The 19,828-nt window shown below is 53.6% G+C and carries 19 protein-coding genes and 1 riboswitch; of the genes, 4 read left to right on the top strand and 15 right to left on the bottom strand.

Annotated elements, in window-relative coordinates:
- Positions 1–110: 110 nt before the first annotated feature.
- The 4 genes from ccoP to ccoN are packed head-to-tail and all read right to left on the bottom strand — an operon-like array spanning position 111 to position 3,376.
- A complete protein-coding gene (gene ccoP, locus COO92_RS14085) occupies positions 111–983 on the bottom strand; it encodes a cytochrome-c oxidase, cbb3-type subunit III (protein ID WP_101303099.1) in 873 nt (290 codons plus the stop codon).
- Between the two features lie 15 nt (positions 984–998).
- Positions 999–1,160, bottom strand: a complete 162-nt coding sequence (locus tag COO92_RS14080; RefSeq protein WP_022731641.1) for a cbb3-type cytochrome c oxidase subunit 3 — start codon at positions 1,158–1,160, stop codon at positions 999–1,001.
- A 14-nt stretch (positions 1,161–1,174) separates the two neighbouring features.
- The gene (ccoO, locus tag COO92_RS14075; protein WP_101303097.1) at positions 1,175–1,906 is read right to left on the bottom strand and encodes a cytochrome-c oxidase, cbb3-type subunit II; all 732 of its coding nucleotides are present in this window, start codon (positions 1,904–1,906) and stop codon (positions 1,175–1,177) included.
- A gap of 12 nt (positions 1,907–1,918) precedes the next feature.
- Positions 1,919–3,376 carry a cytochrome-c oxidase, cbb3-type subunit I gene (gene ccoN, locus COO92_RS14070; RefSeq protein ID WP_101303095.1) on the bottom strand — a complete coding sequence of 486 codons (1,458 nt, stop codon included), beginning with the start codon at positions 3,374–3,376 and terminating at the stop codon, positions 1,919–1,921.
- A gap of 420 nt (positions 3,377–3,796) precedes the next feature.
- On the opposite strand from ccoN, the gene COO92_RS14065 reads away from it, so the two are divergent.
- The 3 genes from COO92_RS14065 (at position 3,797) to COO92_RS14055 (ending at position 6,611) form a co-directional block, all read left to right on the top strand.
- Positions 3,797–4,306: a hypothetical protein gene (locus COO92_RS14065; protein ID WP_240626441.1), complete on the top strand. Its 510-nt coding sequence runs from the start codon at positions 3,797–3,799 to the stop codon at positions 4,304–4,306.
- A gap of 75 nt (positions 4,307–4,381) precedes the next feature.
- Positions 4,382–5,227 (top strand): diaminopimelate epimerase, encoded by an 846-nt coding sequence (dapF, locus tag COO92_RS14060; RefSeq protein ID WP_101303093.1) that lies wholly within the window; start codon positions 4,382–4,384, stop codon positions 5,225–5,227.
- Between the two features lie 190 nt (positions 5,228–5,417).
- Positions 5,418–6,611, top strand: coding sequence for a phosphoglycerate kinase (locus COO92_RS14055; protein ID WP_101303091.1), 1,194 nt, complete (start codon positions 5,418–5,420; stop codon positions 6,609–6,611).
- A gap of 150 nt (positions 6,612–6,761) precedes the next feature.
- Here the strand turns inward: COO92_RS14055 and COO92_RS14050 are convergent, their stop codons facing one another.
- From COO92_RS14050 to gpmI, 11 genes are all read right to left on the bottom strand, one after another.
- The gene (locus COO92_RS14050; RefSeq protein WP_101303089.1) at positions 6,762–7,007 is read right to left on the bottom strand and encodes a hypothetical protein; all 246 of its coding nucleotides are present in this window, start codon (positions 7,005–7,007) and stop codon (positions 6,762–6,764) included.
- A 210-nt stretch (positions 7,008–7,217) separates the two neighbouring features.
- Entirely contained in the window at positions 7,218–8,204 is a 987-nt protein-coding gene (locus COO92_RS14045; protein ID WP_101303088.1) for a squalene/phytoene synthase family protein, read from the bottom strand.
- Positions 8,205–8,314: 110 nt separating this feature from the next.
- Complete coding sequence (locus COO92_RS14040) at positions 8,315–8,989, bottom strand: hypothetical protein (RefSeq protein ID WP_101303086.1); 675 nt, start codon at positions 8,987–8,989, stop codon at positions 8,315–8,317.
- A gap of 217 nt (positions 8,990–9,206) precedes the next feature.
- A complete protein-coding gene (locus tag COO92_RS14035; protein WP_101303084.1) occupies positions 9,207–10,052 on the bottom strand; it encodes an alpha/beta fold hydrolase in 846 nt (281 codons plus the stop codon).
- Between the two features lie 39 nt (positions 10,053–10,091).
- Positions 10,092–10,898, bottom strand: a complete 807-nt coding sequence (locus tag COO92_RS14030) for a methyltransferase domain-containing protein (protein WP_101303082.1) — start codon at positions 10,896–10,898, stop codon at positions 10,092–10,094.
- Positions 10,899–10,962: 64 nt separating this feature from the next.
- Positions 10,963–11,154: a hypothetical protein gene (locus COO92_RS14025; RefSeq protein ID WP_101303080.1), complete on the bottom strand. Its 192-nt coding sequence runs from the start codon at positions 11,152–11,154 to the stop codon at positions 10,963–10,965.
- Positions 11,155–11,238: 84 nt separating this feature from the next.
- Complete coding sequence (locus COO92_RS14020) at positions 11,239–11,799, bottom strand: RNA pyrophosphohydrolase (protein WP_412777376.1); 561 nt, start codon at positions 11,797–11,799, stop codon at positions 11,239–11,241.
- A 49-nt stretch (positions 11,800–11,848) separates the two neighbouring features.
- Positions 11,849–13,399 (bottom strand): divergent polysaccharide deacetylase family protein, encoded by a 1,551-nt coding sequence (locus tag COO92_RS14015; RefSeq protein WP_101303078.1) that lies wholly within the window; start codon positions 13,397–13,399, stop codon positions 11,849–11,851.
- Positions 13,400–13,457: 58 nt separating this feature from the next.
- A complete protein-coding gene (locus COO92_RS14010; RefSeq protein WP_101303076.1) occupies positions 13,458–14,759 on the bottom strand; it encodes a S41 family peptidase in 1,302 nt (433 codons plus the stop codon).
- A complete protein-coding gene (locus COO92_RS14005) occupies positions 14,756–16,093 on the bottom strand; it encodes a murein hydrolase activator EnvC family protein (RefSeq protein ID WP_240626440.1) in 1,338 nt (445 codons plus the stop codon). The genes COO92_RS14010 and COO92_RS14005 overlap by 4 nt, the downstream gene beginning before the upstream one ends.
- Positions 16,094–16,106: 13 nt before the next feature.
- Positions 16,107–17,699 (bottom strand): 2,3-bisphosphoglycerate-independent phosphoglycerate mutase, encoded by a 1,593-nt coding sequence (gpmI, locus tag COO92_RS14000; RefSeq protein ID WP_101303355.1) that lies wholly within the window; start codon positions 17,697–17,699, stop codon positions 16,107–16,109.
- Between the two features lie 286 nt (positions 17,700–17,985).
- Positions 17,986–18,080: riboswitch (glycine riboswitch) on the top strand.
- Between the two features lie 203 nt (positions 18,081–18,283).
- Between gpmI and COO92_RS13995 the strand changes: the two genes are divergently transcribed.
- Complete coding sequence (locus tag COO92_RS13995) at positions 18,284–19,726, top strand: L-serine ammonia-lyase (protein ID WP_101303072.1); 1,443 nt, start codon at positions 18,284–18,286, stop codon at positions 19,724–19,726.
- The last annotated feature ends 102 nt before the right edge of the window (positions 19,727–19,828 follow it).

The raw sequence follows: 19,828 nt of genomic DNA, 5'->3' as shown, positions 1-19,828 counted from the left end.
AAATCTTAGACTGAAAGTACAAAAAGCCCGCCGCTGTCACCATGATGCATGTCAATTGCTGACAGGATCATTCATATGACGGGGCGACGGGCTTTCTATTTGCGTGGGCCTTACTGACCACCCCCAAGGGAGTGGACATAAACGGTCAGCATTTTGATGGTTTCTTCGTCCAGTCGGTCGCCCCAAGCAGGCATCACACCGCGCCTGGAATTTGTCACGGTGTCCGTCAGCGTTGCCTGATCGCCACCATATAGCCAGATGGCATCGGTCAGATTTGGTGCGCCGAGTTCCTGAATGCCTTTGCCGTTGTCGCCATGACAGGCAGCACAGTTTTCTTCAAAAACAATCGCGCCACGCTGGGCGGCATCCCCGTCGGTCGCCCGATTGGAATAGCCCATGACAAACTGCACGACATCGCTGATGTCTTCGCGTTCAAGCAATCCATCACGGCCAAAGGCAGGCATGTCGTTAAGGCGGGTATCTTCGTTTGCATCCCAGCGAATGCCGACATGAAGCGTTTCATTGATCGCATCAAGCGAACCGCCCCAAAGCCATGCATCATCCTGAAGCGACGGGAAACCGGGATTGCCCGATCCACCCGTACCATGACAGGGCGCACAGTTATCAGCAAAGATCGCCTTGCCCCCGGCCATCGAGAAATTCAGAAGTTCCGGATCGTTGACAACTTCACTGACATCAAGTGCAGCCAGACGTTCCATGTAAGGGGCGCGTTCGGCGGCAACATTGGCCATGGTTTCGTGCAGTTGGGTGCGGTTGGTCGTGCCAAACGTCCCCTTGAGATAGTCGGTCGCGGTTGGCCATGATGGGTAAACAACCCAATAGCCAACAGACCAGATGATGGTGACCCAGAAAACGTAAACCCACCAGGATGGCAGGGGCGTATTCAGCTCCTTGATGCCATCCCATTCGTGGCCGGTTGTTTCACGCCCGGATACTTGGTCTTTTTCGACGTTTGTCGGCATTGCTTTGTTCTCCCCTTAATCCTGATCCCGCAAGGGAATCTGGGCATGCGCTTCCATGTCTTTGTTGCGTTTTTTGCTTGGCCACATGACCCAGGCAATAATCGCGCTAAACAGCAGCATCAGCCACAAACCCCAGAGAGGGCGGAAAAAGTCAGCAAGTTGCGTAAAGAATTCCATGACTTTCCCTCCTCCTAGCGCAGGTTCATTTGCGGGTTGTAAGTGGTAAAGTCGACCATCCGGCCCAACACCTGCAGATACGCAATCAGTGCATCCATCTCGGTCAGTTTTTGCGGATTGCCGTCAAAATCACCCGTCGCCGCCTTCGGATAGCGTGCAAGGAAATCGTCGTCATAGGCGGCGTCCTCGCTTGCTTGCAGGTAAAGGTCTGCCTTGGCGGCCTCGATCATCTCGTCGGTATAGGGAACCCCAACCATTTTGAGCGTTTCGAGATGCGCCTTGGCGTCATCGAAGTCCAAAGCACGGTTCGCAAGGAACGGGTAGCCCGGCATGATAGATTCCGGAACCACAGAACGCGGATCGGTCATATGGGCAACATGCCAGGCATTGGAATATTTCGCGCCAACACGTGCCAGATCGGGACCGGTTCGTTTTGACCCCCACTGGAACGGATGGTCATACATCGATTCGGCCGCAAGGCTGTAATGGCCATAGCGTTCGACCTCGTCACGGAACGGACGGATCTGCTGGGAATGGCAATTATAGCACCCTTCGCGGAGATAGATGTTGCGACCCGCCTGTTCGAGAGGCGAATAGGGGCGCACCCCTTCGACCTTTTCAATGGTCTGTTCCATCGTAAACAGCGGCACAATTTCGACAATGCCGCCAATGATGATGGTCAGGAAAATGCCAAGGATCAGAACGAAGACGTTCTTTTCAACAATATGGTGTTTCTTAAGAAGCATGTTTCGTCCCCCTTATTCGGCCGCAACGGTTGCGGGTGTGCCAATCGGTGCTTCGTTGCGCAGATCGCCGCGGATCGTTTTGTAAACGTTCCAGACCATCAGGAACGAGCCGAGCAGGAACAGCAGCCCACCGGTTGCACGAATGATGTAGTAGGGATGCATTGCCTCGACCGTTTCGATGAAGGAATACTGAAGGAAACCAAGTTCATCGTAAGCGCGCCACATCAGACCCTGCATGATCCCCGATACCCACATCGAGGTGATGTAAAGAACGATGCCAATGGTGCCGAGCCAGAAGTGATGCGACACAAGACGCATGGAATAAAGGCGTTCACGGTTCCAAAGGACCGGGATCAGATGATAGATCGCCCCGAAGGATACGAATGCGACCCAGCCAAGTGCGCCGGAATGCACGTGTCCAATGGTCCAGTCGGTATAATGCGAAAGACCGTTAACCGCCTTGATCGACATGACCGGACCTTCGAAGGTCGACATGCCATAGAAACCAACAGCCGCCACCATGAACCGCAAGACCGGATCAGTGCGCAGTTTGTCCCAGGCGCCTGAAAGAGTCATCAGGCCGTTGATCATCCCGCCCCAGGATGGCATCCACAGCATGATCGAGAAGGTCATGCCAAGGGTCTGCGCCCAGTCAGGAAGGGCGGTGTAATGCAAGTGATGCGGACCGGCCCAGATATAGAGGAAGATCAGCGCCCAGAAGTGAATGATCGACAGACGGTATGAATAGACCGGACGTTCGGCACGTTTGGGGATGAAGTAATACATCATGCCAAGGAAGCCAGCCGTCAGGAAGAAGCCAACCGCATTATGGCCGTACCACCACTGGGTCAAGGCATCCTGCACGCCGGAAAACATCGAATAGGATTTGGTGCCAAACAGCGAAACCGGGATTGCAAGGTTGTTGCCCAGATGGAGCATCGCAATCGTGACGATGAATGCCAGATAGAACCAGTTCGCGACATAAATATGCGGCTCGCGACGTTTGAGCAGCGTGCCGACAAACACTGCCAGATAGCACACCCAAACGATGGTCAGCCAAAGATCGACAAACCATTCTGGTTCAGCATATTCACGACCCTGAGTAACGCCCGTGACATAGCCGATTGCCGCCATGACGATAAAAAGCTGATATCCCCAGAATACAAATGCCGGAAGCGCCTTTCCGCCATAAAGCGAGGCGCGGCAGGTCCGCTGAACCACATAGAATGATGTCGCCAACAGCGCATTGCCGCCAAAGGCAAAAATCACCGCAGACGTATGCAACGGACGCAAACGTCCGAAGTTGAGATATTCTATATCGAAGTTGAGGGCCGGAAACGCCAATTGCCAGGCGAGAACATCGCCCACCAAAAAACCAATCACACCCCAAAATACGGTCGCCAGTGCGCCCCAGCGCACAACGTCCATATTGTAATTAACAGCAGCAGATGATGGTGCTGTCTGTGCCATGCTCCCCTGGCTCATGCTCGACTCCCGTTCAAGGTATTCGGGGAACTGGTCAACCTTTGGCTGGCCGGTTCCAATCTGTCCCGGTGAACGGCATGCTGCTTACAAGCTGCCATTCCCCTGCACCAAAAGCCCCACCCATACGGTGTCGTCCCGGATGGGCGACATCGTCACAGGCGAGGTTTTCTTAAGTCTTGAGCGATTATGCGGGATTGTGATGGTCACGCCATTGATGTGCATCAATGTATGCGCTTAAAACCTTCCTGCTACTCAATCATAAGAAAATATGGGCCTGCATATTTTAAGGACTCTTCAGTGCTGAGAGTGTTTATGCGCGGTTGGCCGGGCAAAGGTGTTGATGCACATCAAGGTTGGGCCGAATTATTTGCGCCATGATCGGGAAAATTCCCAAGGATTAGGGCCATGGCAGCAACATATTACGCACGTCCCCTTACATCGCACACAGCCGACATGACGTATCCGCTGGTGCAGATGTTGCAGGCTGATCTGACGTTTGATCGGTGGTGTGAATTCGTCGCCGAATGTTGTTCACCCACGTCCGAGATCGTGCCCGGCGAGGGATGCGAAGACATTCTTTGGCTGCGGTCGCGCGGTATTATCGTGGTTGCCAACGAGCGTGGGTACATCCACGGGCTGTTTTCCTATCAGGTGCATGATGACATGGCCGATGGTCGTGTTCTTCATCTTGATAATGTGATGACGGTGGAAATTGTTTCGCGGCCCTATGTGCTCGATGCCATGCGCGAAGCCATGACCCGATTGGCAGCGGAACATCAATGTGGGAATGTTTATGTCTCGCTTGGTGAAATGGACCAACGCCAGCGCGATTATTTCAAGGCGGCCGGTTTCACACCACGCAAAGTACGCTATTGCGCACCAGCGACACCTTTCAAGCCAGCAATCTCAGCCTGACCAACAGGTGGGGCACTTATATGTCGTGATAAGCCGCATGTGGACGCAGGGTGAAATCATGATTATAAGGCAGGTATGAACGGTATTCCTTTTGTCAAAATGCATGGTCTTGGAAATGATTTCGTTGTCTTTGACGGACGACGTGATCCCGCTGTGCTCGATCTTGATCACGCAACCGCTGCCCGTATCGCGGATCGTAAAACCGGTGTTGGCTGTGATCAGTTGATTGTTATTGAGCCCGCCCGTGACGAGTTGGCCGATGCGTTTATGCGCATTCGCAACAATGACGGCGGCGAGGTCGAGGCCTGTGGCAATGCGGCGCGTTGTGTTGCCAATATTGTGATGGGTGAACTTGGCCGCAAAGACGTGATCATCGAAACCGTGGTTGGGTTGCTTGATGCCAATGGTTTGGCAGATGGGCAGATCACGGTTGATATGGGACAGGTCAAACTGGACTGGTGCGATATTCCGTTGGGCAGTGCGGTTGATAGCAACCATATTCCGCTGTCGCTGGGGCCGCTTTCGGACCCGGTCGGGGTAAATGTTGGTAATCCGCACGCTGTTTTCTTTGTCGATGATGCCGAGGCGATTGATATTGAAAAGCTTGGTCCGGTTCTTGAGCATCATGAAATGTTCCCGGAACGGGCGAACATCGAAGTATGCAGCATCATTGGTGAAAACCAGTTGCGCATGCGAGTCTGGGAACGTGGTGTCGGTGTGACACGCGCGTGCGGGACAGGTGCCTGTGCAGCGGGTGTCGCCGCAGCACGCCGTGGACTGACCGGGCGCAAAACCGAAATCATTCTGGATGGCGGCAATTTAACCATCGAATGGCTGCCCGATGATCATGTTTTGATGACCGGGCCGGTTGCGACCAGTTTTTCGGGCTTTGTGCATGCGTCGCTTTTGGCCCATCACTGATCAGGTTTCGATAACCGGCCCACACGAATTGTGAAGGCCGGTTTTTTTTGACAGGTATTCTTACGGACCCCATCTGGCCTTGCGTCGGTTGTGCTGATCGGGCAAAACAGGGCGCATCAGGATTTGGTCCAATCCATGTCGGGACATCCCCCATCCCGTCTTTTGTAAAACTCAAAAGCAGGTTCAGATAATGGCTGACTTTAATACGCTTGACGGTGTCAATGTCGCTGGCAAGCGCGTTTTGCTGCGCGCTGATCTTAACGTCCCGATGAAAGACGGTGTTGTCGGGGATACTACCCGTATCGACCGAACCGTTCCCGGACTGATCGAACTGGCCGATGCCGGTGCGAAATTGGTTGTGATTACCCATTTTGGCCGTCCGAAAGGTGCACGTGTACCGGAAATGTCGCTCAAACCGGTCGCAGAGGCACTTGCCAAACAGCTTGGTCGTCCTGTGAAGTTTGCCGATGATTGCATTGGTGATACGGCAGCAGGTGTTGTGAACAGCCTTGAAAACGGTGAGATCGCCCTTTTGGAAAATCTGCGCTATCACGCAGAAGAAGAAAAAAACGATCCGGCATTTGCCGCCGAACTGGCCAAGCTTGGCGATATTTATGTCAATGATGCCTTTTCATGCGCGCACCGTGCACATGCTTCAACCGAGGGACTGGCACGCGCGTTGCCGTCTTATGCAGGTCGTTTGATGCAGGTCGAACTCGAAGCATTGAGCGAGGCGCTTGAAGCGCCGAAACATCCGGTGATGGCGATTGTTGGTGGTGCCAAGATTTCGACCAAACTTGATCTTTTGGGCAATCTGGTTGCCAAGGTGGATCAGCTTGTCATTGGTGGTGGCATGGCCAATACGTTCCTGGCCGCCAAGGGTGTCAATGTTGGTAAATCGCTGTGCGAGCATGATCTTCTTGAAACAGCACGCGAAATTTTCAAAAAGGCCGAAGCCGCCAATTGCGAGATTGTGTTGCCAGTCGATGGTCTGGTGGCCAAGGAATTTGCCGCCAATGCGCCGCATGATGTTTCTGACATCAATGATGTTGCGGATGACGGTATGATCCTTGATGCCGGTCCAAAAACGATTGAAGACCTTAATAAGCGTCTGGAATCGTGCGAAACGCTGGTGTGGAACGGACCTCTGGGTGCGTTTGAAATCACCCCGTTTGACACGGCAACCGTTTCGGTTGCACAGCATGCAGCCAAACTGACCAAGGAAGGCAAACTTCTTTCGGTTGCTGGCGGTGGTGATACGGTTGCAGCCCTGCGCCATGCCAATTCTGATCAGGCATTTTCCTATGTCTCGACGGCTGGCGGTGCTTTCCTTGAGTGGCTGGAAGGCAAGGTTCTTCCGGGTGTTGCGGCCCTGCGCGGTTAACCCTGTCGCACCACACAGAACGCTACAATGACAAACCCCGCCAATTTGGCGGGGTTTTCTTTTGCATCCCGAAGTGGTGCAGCATTGCTCGACAGAAGCAAAGTCGGCGCAAAAGGCCTGATCAGGAGCATTCCGGATTGGTTGCCGTGGTCACTCAGCTTTTTCTTGATAGAAAATGAGCCCGATGCTCCGCAAAACTGGCGGGACCGATCGAATGATGTGGGCCAGCCCCAAAACAAGCACGCCATGTGATGTGCCAACATTTCCAGACATGACATCATCAAAAAGTGTGTCGCCGGTATCATTCAGGGCGGTGAACAGTAATATGAAGCCAACAGCAGCATCGACCCATTGGTTGCGGATCCAGGATTCCACCTTTTTTAGCAACGGAAACATCAATTAACCTCTTTTGCGAACGAGAGAGAGGCCGCAGGGAAGTCTTTTCGTGAATTTTGGCTCTTTTAGTCTGGTTTCCGACATTTGGGACGAGTTTGGCAAAGTCAAATTCGTTGCGGCCGTTATTTTGCTAAGTTGTGGCGAAAAACATCATGATTGAGGTTAGCTCGAAGGTCGAGCCTCTTTGTGAATTCGATCCAAAAGCCCGTCTTATTGTTCGTTAACGTCCGGCAGGCTGCTTTGGGCTGTGATTTGCATGATCTCGTCGCGGTCCGACAGAAACGCAGCATATCCATTTTCCATCATCGCCCCACCCAGTTCGATATAAACCGTAAACAGGCGCGACAGGGTGTCGGCTTCGTCAGCATCAAGAACGGACAGCAATTCGCCAGAGCGGGCCTGACCAGTTTCAAAATGTTCCCAAGCATGTTCCATCAGGATCGAGCCCAGAAGGTCAAGATCGCTATATCGGCCCTGACCGATAGCATTGCGAATTTCGCCAATTGTAATATCGGCAGCAATCAAAACTTCGGACGGGATGGTGACGAGGCGGTCGGGGCCTTTGATGTCTTCGGGAAGGTCGCGCAGGATATGGATGATGTAGCAGAAAATCGCCATGTCGCGCGCATGATACAGCGGTGCGTTCGTCAGCGGCGACGTATAACCAATTGCCTCATCATACCGTGCCGACAGCAGATAAACGAAAATCGATGCCGGTGCGGCAGTCGCCCCCTCGCAATAGGAAATGAAATCGTCCCATTCATCCATCGGGTCTTCGGCAATATCGCGGCGCAAGGCGTCGGCAAGTTCGATCCATGGATCGGTTGCAAGATCGCTGCGTCCCAGTGTTTGACGCAAGGCGTCATAGACATTTTCATCAAGAGGGCCGGTTTCGGGCAGTGGATTGGGCTTGTCAGCCTTGGACGCAACAATCTGTGCTTGCCAGTTATCAAGGGTCGCAAGGACGTTTTCACGGTCGAGTTGACGTTCGGTGTCTGGCAGTTCGAGAAAACCGTCGTCGACAATATCGTCAATCACGCGCATGGAGGCGTAACTTGCCAAAAAGAACCGCTGGCGTTCCGGGCTAAGCCGCATGGCTGCGCGATAAAGATTGGCATTTTTGGCCGAAGCAAGTGCATTGCAGGCGTCAAATGGTGCGCCAAGGATGACTTGTTCGGGCTGGTGCGGAGTGCTCATGCGCGTTTATATGTCCCTGTGTTTCCTGCCAAGAGTCATACAGGACAGCAAGGTGACGCAACAAGGTATTTGATGGTTGATCGGCCAAAAGACACAACGGCAAAGATGGATCAAAACTCGATCCGGTAGCGTGCGGTCAGGCCAAGCATGGCATCAATACCATCAAGTGTACCCTGATGCGTTTCGGAAGGTGTCAGGCTGTGCGATACGCTGCCGTGCAGCCCGATCCAGATGTCTTCAAGCGGCATGAAGGATAAGGATGCGGCAAACCCGGCATCATCAAAGCCGCTGCTGCCATCCGAGAGCATAATACGCGATGAGCGCGTTTGATGCTCATAGCTTCCGGCTTCATAAGCACCGAAATTATCCGCCCTTGAACCGCTGAGGTCGACAAAGGGTCCGACGGCAATGCCGACATCCGGGGTTGGGGCATAGCCAAGGCCAACTTGCGCACTCATACCGTTTCTGTCGGTGGTCTGCCCGTTAAGTTCAAGCCAGACCTGCCCAGCATCATCAGTGTTGTTGGTGTCATCGGGGCTTATTTGGATGCCATATGTTGTGCGGCCGGAGATATAGCGCCCTAAACTGTTATGGCCAGCCGGGGGTAAAATGCCTGACATGAGATTGCCACCCGGCACAAGGTAGGATGATGAAGACGAGGGTGCATCTGTCATGGTTGATGTCGTCGTTGACTGCGCATAGGCAGCATCCAGCGGGCCAAATCCGAATACGGTGGCCAGCGGCGCTGCAAGCAGCCAGTTGATCGACAAATGCGGGTTCGTCATGCGGCTTGTTCCCAAGCAGTAAGAAACAGCACAACATTCGACGCGAGGTTCAGGACAAAGCCTGTACGCTGGCCAACTTGGGCAAGATCGGTGTCGGTCCCATACCAACGATGTCTGTTCGCGGCGTTAATTATTTTGGCTCAACGTTTCGCGAACAGTCAGGCATCATGCTATTTTGGGCCGGGTTTTGTATGGTGCGGCATTCGTTTGGGAATGCCTATTGCGATTGGCCGGTCAAAAATGCCCTGATTGCGTTTATTTGTGCTCTGTCATTCAAATGGGGAGCGTGCCCGCAGTTCGCTACTGCGAAAATCGGCATTTGTGGTTTTTTTTGTTTCATCTTGTCGACGATGCGACGCGGTATCAGGTCGGATTGTTCACCGCTGATCAGCATAACGGGGCAGGGAAGCGCATCAAAAACGTCCCATGCATCAAAAGAATCAATATGTTCGGCAAAGACGCGCATGACTTCGGGATCGTAATGCATCATGAAATTACCATTGGGTAGACGCCGAACTGAACGCGATGCCAAAAACGACCAGGTTGCATCATCTTTGACCCCGAATGGGGCATAGATCATCCGAACGATCTTTTCGACCTCGTCGATTGTTTCAAATTCCGGTGCAGCACCAACGTAGGATTTAATACGGTCAACGGCACCTTGATCCAGTTCGGGGCCGATATCATTGAGAACCAGCTTTTCAATGCGCCCGGCGACTTCGGCGGTGGCATAAAGGCCAATCAACCCGCCCATTGATGTGCCAATCCAGTCGCACGTATCAACATTGAAGTGATCAAGCATCTCAAATGTCTGGGCGACATAAAACGGGACGGTGTATTCCTGATCGGGGTTCTTTGCCCAGCTTGAAAAACCCCGTCCGATCATGGTTGGGCACAGCACGTAATACTGATCGGTAAAATGCGGTGCGACATGATCGAAATCATCTGCCAGACGGGCAAGCCCGTGGCTCATGATCAGGGGGCGTTTGGACGGATCGCCCCAGCTTCGGACATGCATTTCATAGCCGCAAGCTTTGACGAAATGTTCGCGAAAGTCAGCCATGGGAATGTTCCTGTCATAAGTTGGGCGTTATGGTCGGATTTATGCCGGGCGTTTGCGCACAATCATGAAAAGCCGGTTGAATGGAAAAAGGGTGCGACCATCATCGCGCGGGGGATAAACCTGAGACAGCCGTGCCTTGTATTTTTCAGTAAACTTTGCGCGGGCTTCATCATCGGGCAGAGCCGCCATTATCGGACGCAGTGTGGTTGAACTGACCCAGTTGTGCACCGGGTCCTCGCCGGTCAGCACATGGCAATACTGGGTTTGCCAAAGATCAATGTCGTCACATTCCGGTGCCATCGCATCAAAATAGTCGCCGGGGCGCATGATGCGTGCGGCATGCATGGCCTTGGCCACTTCCTTGGGCCAATCAAGACCGGCTTCGCCGATCAATTGGTGGCTGGGAGCAAGGAAATTATTGGGGACCTGAATGGCCAGCAACCCACCGGGGCGCACGAAACTTAAAAGACGTGGAAACAGTTTCGAATGGTCAGGCACCCAATGAAGGGCGGCATTGGAAAACAGAAGGTCGACTTTCTCTTCTGGTTCCCAACTGGCGATATCACTCTTTTGCCAGTCGATGTTTTCGTCGCGCTTTTGGGCGGTGTCGATCATTTCATCAGATGAATCGACACCGACAATTTTAACGTCATCGGTTGCGGTGCCCGGATAGGCCGCGGCCAGCAATGCGGTGACATTGCCCGGGCCGCAGCCCAGATCAACGATGTGACGCGGTGAAAATCCGTCGACCGCTTTGGGTAAGCGGGCAATCAGGTCGATGGCCGGTCGTTGGCGTTCATTGCCAAACAAACCGTAACGGGCGGGATCCCAATGTGTATTGCTCATAGACTATCCCTAACGCGCATCGACCCAGATTGAAACCTGTTAGTTGCAAGGGTTTGTATGCTGATTACGCGTGGTCGGCTTCTTCAAGCTGATCATAATAACCTTTGATCAGGTGGAACATGAACAAGACAGCGCCAATAAACAGGGCCAGACCGACAAAATAAGAATAGCCGTCCTGCGAACCCGACGCATAAAACAGGCCGAAAATGCCGACCACGATGGTCAGAACACCAAAGATAACCCGATCCGTACCCATGTTGGAACTCCTCTAAACCACTGGTATTTTGTATGTCATGAAATTGGGTGAAAAACACGTCGCAATCAAGCCGCGATGGTGGGGTTATAGACCCTTCATTTCACGAATTCTTTGCGGTACATCACGAAATGACTCAGCAATTTGCAAATAAACCGGTCGTTTGAACGGTACAATCAGGTCGGGCAAAGTGACAAAGTCCGTCCAGCGCCACGCATCAAATTCCGGATTGGGCACATCAATCTTGATGTGTTTGTCTTTGCCGGTAAAGCGCATGGCGAACCATTTTTGTTTTTGGCCGCGATAGGCACCCTTGAACGCCTTGCCGATCAAATGGTCCGGCAGGTCATAGGTCAACCAGTCAGGTGTTTCAGCAACGACTTCAGCCTTATCGGTGCCGATTTCTTCTTTAAGTTCGCGCATGGCGGCATCAAGGGCAGTTTCACCGTCATCAATCCCGCCTTGGGGCAGTTGCCATGCCCCTTCAAATCCAAGCCGGTTGCCCATCCAGACCAGACCGTCGGCATTAAAAAGGGCAATGCCGACACAGGGGCGATAGGGCAGGTCTTCGGCCTGAACCTTTGGGGTGTTGGGTATTGGGGTATCCATGTCGGTTGCCGGGGTGGTGGTTTTGGTCTTGCGCGCCATGATGGCTCCTGACTACGGAAGTACCAGACAAGACTGGCACTTTTTCCAGCTAGTTTTCAATGGTGTTGGTTGGTTCGGCAGATTCGTCGCCATTTTCTTGCGCGGCGGCAGCTTCGTTTTCCAGTTGTTCTGCCTGACGCCTTGCGGCTTCGGCTTCGTCGGCGGACTGGGCGGTGACCTGACGGTTTGCAAGAGCACTTACAGGCGCGAGAACAACGCCTTGCCGACGTAATCTGAAAGCCCAGTTTTTAAGCCGTTGAATGGTCACAGGATAGGATTGGGCAAAGCCAATGGCAGCACCATTGCGTTTGGCCAGTTCAACAAGTTCATTTAACCGAGCATCAATTTCGCGGCGGCTGGGAACGTCATCAATCACGATGTTGCCAACGGCATTTGGCGAACTGGCATTTGCGGCCAGTTGCGCGCCATAGCTTGCGATGCCGCTGTTGGATCCTTCGACATACATCAGACCCGACCGGGTGATGATTTCAAGCACCGGACGGATGGCGCTATCCATGCTGCCAAACTTTGATCCCTGATGGCTGACAAGTCCGGCGTATCCCGGGAACCGGGCCAGCAACCATTCAAGCCGTACAAGATTTTCGCCCTCGGACAAGGAGGTCAGAAGCGCACGCGGTCCCGGATCGGAAAGCGGGAAATCATTGGGTTCCATCGGCACTTGCAAGAAGACTTCATGGCCCATGGCGCGTGCATCCATTGCGACCTTGGCAATGTCGCGGGCATAGGGTGAAATCCCCAAAGAGATGTTCAGTGGCAGATCATTGATGGCAGCTTCTGTACGGGCTGTATTCAAACCCACACCGGTCAGGATGATGGCGACATAAGGCTGATTCTCGACAGTTTCAAAGGGACGTTTATAGGCGTCAAACGGGGTGGTCCCATCATCCCCAATCCGTGGAATTCGGCCAAAGCTGCCTTCTTCGTCAAGGCCAGGCACAGGGGCTGGGCGCAAGGGATCAGGTTCAATCGGATCGTCAATTGCGCCTTCTTCTGCGATCAGGGCTGCGAGTTCTTCGGGGGTTGGCTGCGTGCTGTCGCCTGTAGTGCCACCTTGATTGGGAGCGCCGATCAGATCAGACACCCCCTCGAGCTGATTGGCGATATCGTCGGAAGTTTGCCCGTTTTCAGGTGTGCCGTCCGGCGCGGTTGCGTCTTGGGCTGCGCGATCACGATCCTGAACATCCTGAACGCCGCGCGAAATTTCTTCCTGAAGTTCACGTTCGGATCCAGGCACTGCAACGGTGGCCTTGGGACCGCCAAGATGGAACAGGCGCCATCCGGTTTCAGGATCAAGAACCGGGATCATGGCAACGGCTGTTGCCCCAAAGGGGAATATGAAAAGTGTGATGATCAGAAGTTTAGACAGCCAGCTGCGCCGCGATTTCGGGCGCTTTGGCATTTTCTTGACCTGAACTTCAATCGGCAATTCGCTGAACAGAAGGTCGTCTTCGTCAACGCCGTCGGATGCGGCGTTATCCGCATCCGACATGGCGTCGTTCATCCCATCGTCGAGGTCATCAGCCATATCATCGGCCATGTCCTCGTCGAAATCGCCGTTCTTTTTCTTACCGAACGGCAAAGAATTTAGGATTTTCCTGAACACGACTTGTCAGTCTCTCACGATGCCGTTCTGGTCCTTAACCTTGCGGGCGCGGACCAAACAGGGAAATGCCCCTAATCATGTCCAGCGCACGCGACAGCTGATAATCGTCAATCGCAAGCTGTTCGGCATCATCGCGACGGGAATTTGCATCCTTTTCCGCATCTGAGGTGCCTTCATCTTCATTGCGCAATGCGCCACTGAGTGATGCTTCGGAGCGACGTACATCGCTTTCGATGCTTTCGACGCGGGCCTGCGGGACGATGATGTCAGGTACGATACCGACTTCCTGAATGGATTTTCCAGACGGTGTGTAATAGCGCGCTGTCGTAAGGCGAAGGGCGACGTTGCCCGGCATCGGCAGGATGGTTTGCACCGATCCCTTGCCAAAGCTGCGTGTGCCCATGATCACGGCACGGCGATGATCCTGAAGCGCACCGGCAACAATTTCAGATGCCGAAGCAGACCCGTCATTGATCAGAACAACCACCGGCAGGCCTTCGGCCAGATCGCCAGTACGGGCATTATAGCGTTCGGTGTTTTCCGTGTCGCGCGGACGGGTAGAGACAATTTCACCCTTATCAAGAAACGCATCGGAAACCGAAATTGCCTGATCAAGCAAACCGCCCGGATTGTTGCGCAGGTCAATCACCAGACCCTTGATTTCAGGGCCGATCTGATCACGCATGTCGCCAATGGCGCGCTGCAGTCCGCTAAAGGTTTGTTCGTTAAACTTGGTGATCCGGATATAGCCAATGTCTTCTTTGACTTCGGCGCGGACCGATTGGATTTTGATCACGGCCCGGGTCAGGGTGACATCGAACGGGGCCTGTTCACCCTTGCGGATGATGGTCAGAATGATGTCGGTATTGACCTTGCCACGCATCATCTCGACGGCATCGTTCAGTGTTTTACCACGGATGGCGGTGCCATCAATATGGGTGATGAAATCGCCCGGTTGCAGACCGGCCTTCTCAGCAGGCGTGTCATAGATTGGCGAGATGACTTTCACAAAGCCTTCTTCCATCGTGACTTCGATGCCAAGTCCGCCGAACTCGCCGCGGGTGTCGACCTGCATTTCCTCGAAATTATCCATGTTCAGATAAGAGGAATGCGGATCAAGCGATGTCAGCATGCCGTTGATGGCGGCTTCTATAAGCTGCTTATCATCGACTTTTTCGACATATTTTGTTTTGACCTGTTCAAAAACATCGCCAAACAGGTTCAACAGGCGATAGGTCTCGGCCGAGGAGCTTGAAGACTGCGCCAAACTAGGCGACGCAAGGCCGAAAGTCATGCCGGTCGCGAGAGCGAGTACTGCCAATCGAGAGGTTTTCATCCACTTACCTTGCCGTTTTTCGAGGCCAGCCACGGAAGCGGATTAATCGCTTCTCCGTCCTGACGCATCTCCAGATACAGTTTTGGCGCAGTTTCACCCATAATACCAACAGGTTCGCCAGCCAACACATATTGTCCTACCACACTGTCGAGCCGATCAAAACCGGCGATAAGACTATGGTATCCTTCGCCGTGTTCGATAATCAAGAGGCGGCCGTAACCGCGGAAAGGACCAGAAAAGACAACTTTACCGTCAAAAGGCGAGACAACCTGCGCATTTTCGCGTGTGCTGATCTCGATCCCCTTTGACCGGGCGACGGTTAAACCGTCGGGCCCACGTGATTTTTCACCAAACAGTGTGACGACTTTGCCACTGACGGGCATGCGCAAATGGCCGCGCGCCAATGTGATGGAACTGCCAACCGCAAACTTTTCGTCATCGGCACTTTCCGCACTGGAGGCATTGCCCTTTTCGGCGGGTGGCTTAGGTGGTTCATTTTTCGCAATTGTCGAGGAGCCCAGCGTATCACTATCGGGTTCGGTGCGCTTAGCTAATTGTGGTTCGGGCTGTTGTTTGATCGGCTCGTCCGGGCGCATGCGCGGTATCGGCAGCCCTTCGGCACGTGTGCGCAAGGTCGCCAACAGGTCACCAAGTGACTTTGCCTCGTCGGCAAGCTTGCTGACGGCTTTGGCGGCTTCGCGTGCCTCTGCCTCAGTTTCCGACCGTAAACGGCGTTTTTCATCAAGTAACGCGGCAAGGGATCCGCGTTCTTGTTGCAGGGCGGCGGTTGCGGTTGCCATTTCTTCGCGGCGGTCGCGGATATCAGCGCGCAATGTCGAGATGTCATGCAGTTCGTCGCGCAGATCACGCGCATGCTGTTCAACACCGGGCAGGGCGGCCTTTAACAGAACCGCAGACCGCAGGGTATCTTGCGGCGATGTTGGCAGCGCAATCACGGCCTCGGGCGGGGTGGTTGAAAGTCGCTGAAGCGCCATCAGAATGCGGGCATATTGCCCGGCCTTGTCTTCGAGGCTGGTATTGGCGCGTTTTTCACGTGCTTCAAGCGTTTCGAGCTGATCTTCAAGGTCGGTCAGGGTTGTTTCAAGGCGCTGGGTACGGCGTGCAACCGAAATGGCTTCGGATTGCAGCGCTTGTTCTTCGGTCCACAACTCACGCGATTTACGCGACAGGAATTCTTCCTGTTTTTGCTGTTCGGAAAGCTGATTTTCAAGCTGATCGAGTTTACGATCAACCTTTTGCAGCGATTGGGCAAAAGAAGGCGCTGCCCCGCCTGCAACCAGAACTGCAAAAGCAGCCAGCGCAGGCAGGGACATCTTTGAAGCTGTTTTAGCTCGCAAGAAGCGCATCATGTCCTTTCAGACCCTTAAGCAAGGGTGTGCCGGTCATCTCATTTGGCTGGGCAACACCAAGCAGTTGCAGCAATGTCGGTGCGACATCGGCAAGACGCCCATTTTCAAGCGTTACCCCTTCTGGACCGTTAACAAGAATGGTCGGCACCAGATTAAGTGTATGGGCGGTGTGTGGTTCGCCGGTTTCCGGATTGACCATGACTTCACAATTGCCATGGTCGGCGGTCACAAACGCAACTCCGCCAACCGATTTGATCGCGTCAATCACCTGACCAAGGCAGGTGTCGACTGCTTCGGCGGCTTTCATCGCGGCGCTCAGAATGCCGCTATGGCCAACCATATCGGGATTGGCGAAATTGAGGATGATCGCGTCATAGGTTTCCGCCTTGATTGCGGCAACCAGTTTTTCGGTCACTTCCGGGGCGGACATTTCAGGTTGCAGGTCATAGGTTGCGACCTTGGGCGATGCCACCAGAATGCGGTCTTCGCCTTCAAATACCTGTTCTTCACCGCCGTTAAAGAAGAACGACACATGCGGATATTTTTCAGTTTCCGCAATGCGGAGCTGTTTGAGCCCCGCCTTGGAAACGACTTCGCCAAAGATATTTGGCAGAACCTGCGGCGGGTAAATCGCATCCATATAGGCCGCATGGGCCGATGAATATTCGACCATGCCCGCGGCAACGGCGAAGTTGACCGGCGTGCCACGATCAAACCCGTCAAATTCCGGCGCACAGAGGGCGGCCAGAATTTCACGCGCGCGGTCCGCACGGAAATTGGTCATCAACAGACCATCACCATCCTTGATTCCGTCAAAATCACCAATCACAGTCGGCAGAACAAACTCATCGGTGGTGTCGGCGTCATAAGCGGCCTTAATCGCAGCTTCGGCACTTTGCGCGGTGCGACCATCTGCGTAATTTTTGCCCTGCACCATTGCAAAATAGGCCTGACTGACACGTTCCCAGCGATTGTCACGGTCCATCGCGTAATAGCGACCGGTCACAGTGGCAATTTCAACATTGGCATCGCCAAGAAGGGTGCGGAATTTTTCAAGGAACTTGGCGGCACTTTTAGGCGCGGTATCGCGCCCATCAAGATACGCATGGATTTTGACTGGAATCCCAGCCCTCGCAATAATCTTTGCCAAGGCTGCCATATGGACTTGATGGGAATGAACCCCACCGTCCGACAGGAGACCGGCGATGTGGCAAACGCCTTTGCTGTCGGTCAGTTTGGCGATGATTTTTTTGACCGCATCGGTGTTGGCGATGGAACCGGTTTTGACGGCTTCGTCAATTTTGGGCAATTCCTGCATGACAACACGACCAGCCCCAAGGTTCATGTGACCGACTTCCGAATTGCCCATTTGACCCTCGGGCAGGCCAACATCCAGACCACAGGCCTTTAAAAAACCGGTTGGATAGGTGGCATAAAGTTCATCCCAGACAGGCGTGTTGGCCAAGGCAACAGCGTTGTCCTTGGTTTCTTCACGATATCCCCAGCCGTCCAGAATGCACAGCACCACAGGACGCGGGCGCTTTACGGAATTCAACTCAGTCACGTTCATAAACCCCACAGATAAGAATACTGATACAGATAAAGGCTGAATTTCCTGTAAATATGGTGACTTACAGGATGGTTCGCCAGAAATCCTGTTGTGCGCACTGGGTGGGACAGCCGTCAATCACATCAGGAAAATGTTCGATATCGGCAATTTAGCATGAAACCCCTGTGATAACAGCCACCCGACAGGTGAATTTTTTGCAGGTGCAAAGCTGCTTTTTGACAGGGGGGCATGGCACGGATACTCTTGCCGACAACGGTGATCCTCAGAGGTGACATTTATGGCATCTCGTACCGTGACGGGAGAGTTCGACCATTGCCATGGTCGGCGCCGAAGGAGCAATTGCCCCAAAAAACTCTCAGGCAGATGGACCGTCGCGGATTGAGGCTCTGGAGAGAGAAAAAGAAAGTCGCATCTAACATATCAGGGCGATGTTCGGATTCCACCGAAGGATGAAATCCGGTTGGCAGAAACAGTGTTTTTGCAAACAGGGGTACAATCTCAGGTCAAGGGACAGAGGGGGCGAGACACCGGTTCGCAAACGGCGCGACTTTTCGCGCGTTCAAGAGCCGTGAAGGAGGCCCTTTATGACCAATGTTCCCGCCACCGATCCCTCTTCGGGGTCGCAAGACAGATCGTCACATGACGTAAACCTGTCTGTTGTTGATCTTTATACCATCGGGATCGGACCATCGAGTTCGCATACGGTTGGCCCGATGCGGGCGGGGTACCGGTTTTGTCTTGAGCTTGAAGCGCGCAATCTTTTGATCAAAACAGGCAGTGTGATTGTCGATTTGTATGGGTCACTTGCCCTGACCGGCAAGGGCCATGCGACCGATACGGCGGTGATCATGGGGCTTTGCGGGCAACGACCGCGCAGCATTGATCCCGACCAAATCCCCCCAACCATTGCCGCGATTGACGCCAATAAGCAGCTTTCACTGTATGGGCAGCATGCGGTGGCGTTTAACCGCGATACCAATCTGGTTTTTCATTTTACCGAAACTCTGCCGCAGCATCCCAACGGCATGCGCATTACCGCCTTTGACGGTGATGGGGTTAAAATCCACGCACAGGAATATTTTTCAGTCGGTGGTGGGTTTATTGTGTCTGGCGATGACCGGGGGGCGGAATATTCCGGCGATAACATTACCCTGCCATTCCCGTTTTCATCAGCCGATGAGCTGATGGAGATCTGTAAGCGTGAAGGACAGTCGATTTCCGACATCATGATGGCCAACGAGCAAAGCTGGCGGGTGGCTGAGGAAACCATTGAATTTCTTGATCGGGTGCACGGCGCGATGATGGCCTGCATTGATCGGGGTTGCAAAACCGATGGTATCTTGCCTGGTGGATTAAAAGTCAAACGCCGGGCCAGCAAGCTTTATCATGAATTGACCGATAAACCCGAAGCGGGCCTTCGCGATCCGCTGACCGTGATCGACTGGGTTAATCTTTATGCGCTGGCGGTGAACGAAGAAAATGCTGCGGGTGGGCGGGTTGTGACCGCACCGACCAATGGGGCGGCCGGGGTTATTCCGGCGGTGCTGCGCTATTACGAACGGTTCGGGGCCAATGCCAGCCAGATTAAAATTCGTGAATTCCTTCTGACGGCGGCGGCGATTGGATCGATCTATAAAAAGCGTGCATCGATTTCTGCTGCCGAGGTTGGCTGTCAGGGGGAGGTCGGGGTTGCCTGTTCAATGGCTGCCGGGGCTTTGTGTGCGGTCATGGGCGGAACGCCAGAACAAGTTGAGAATGCCGCCGAAATTGGTATGGAGCATAATCTTGGTCTGACCTGCGATCCGATTGGCGGGCTTGTGCAGGTGCCCTGCATTGAACGCAACACCATGGGGGCGGTTAAGGCGATCAATGCAGCCCGGCTGGCGCTGCGCGGTGATGGGCAGCACACAGTGTCACTTGATAAGGTGATCGAAACCATGCGCCAGACGGGACTCGACATGCAAAGTAAGTACAAGGAAACCAGCCAGGGTGGTCTTGCGGTTAATGTGAACGTTGTTGAGTGCTAAAAGCTGTTCGGAAGAATAGGGTGTGAAATCAATGCCTTCGGATGTGATGTTCGGAGGCATTGATGTGTCTGGCCTCTTTATTGCCATCGTTGGTTGGCAATC

The organism is Thalassospira lohafexi, from assembly GCF_002844275.1.
Classification (GTDB): domain Bacteria; phylum Pseudomonadota; class Alphaproteobacteria; order Rhodospirillales; family Thalassospiraceae; genus Thalassospira; species Thalassospira lohafexi.
Note: the sequence above shows the minus strand (reverse complement) of the source record. Positions and strands in the feature narration are given on the sequence as shown.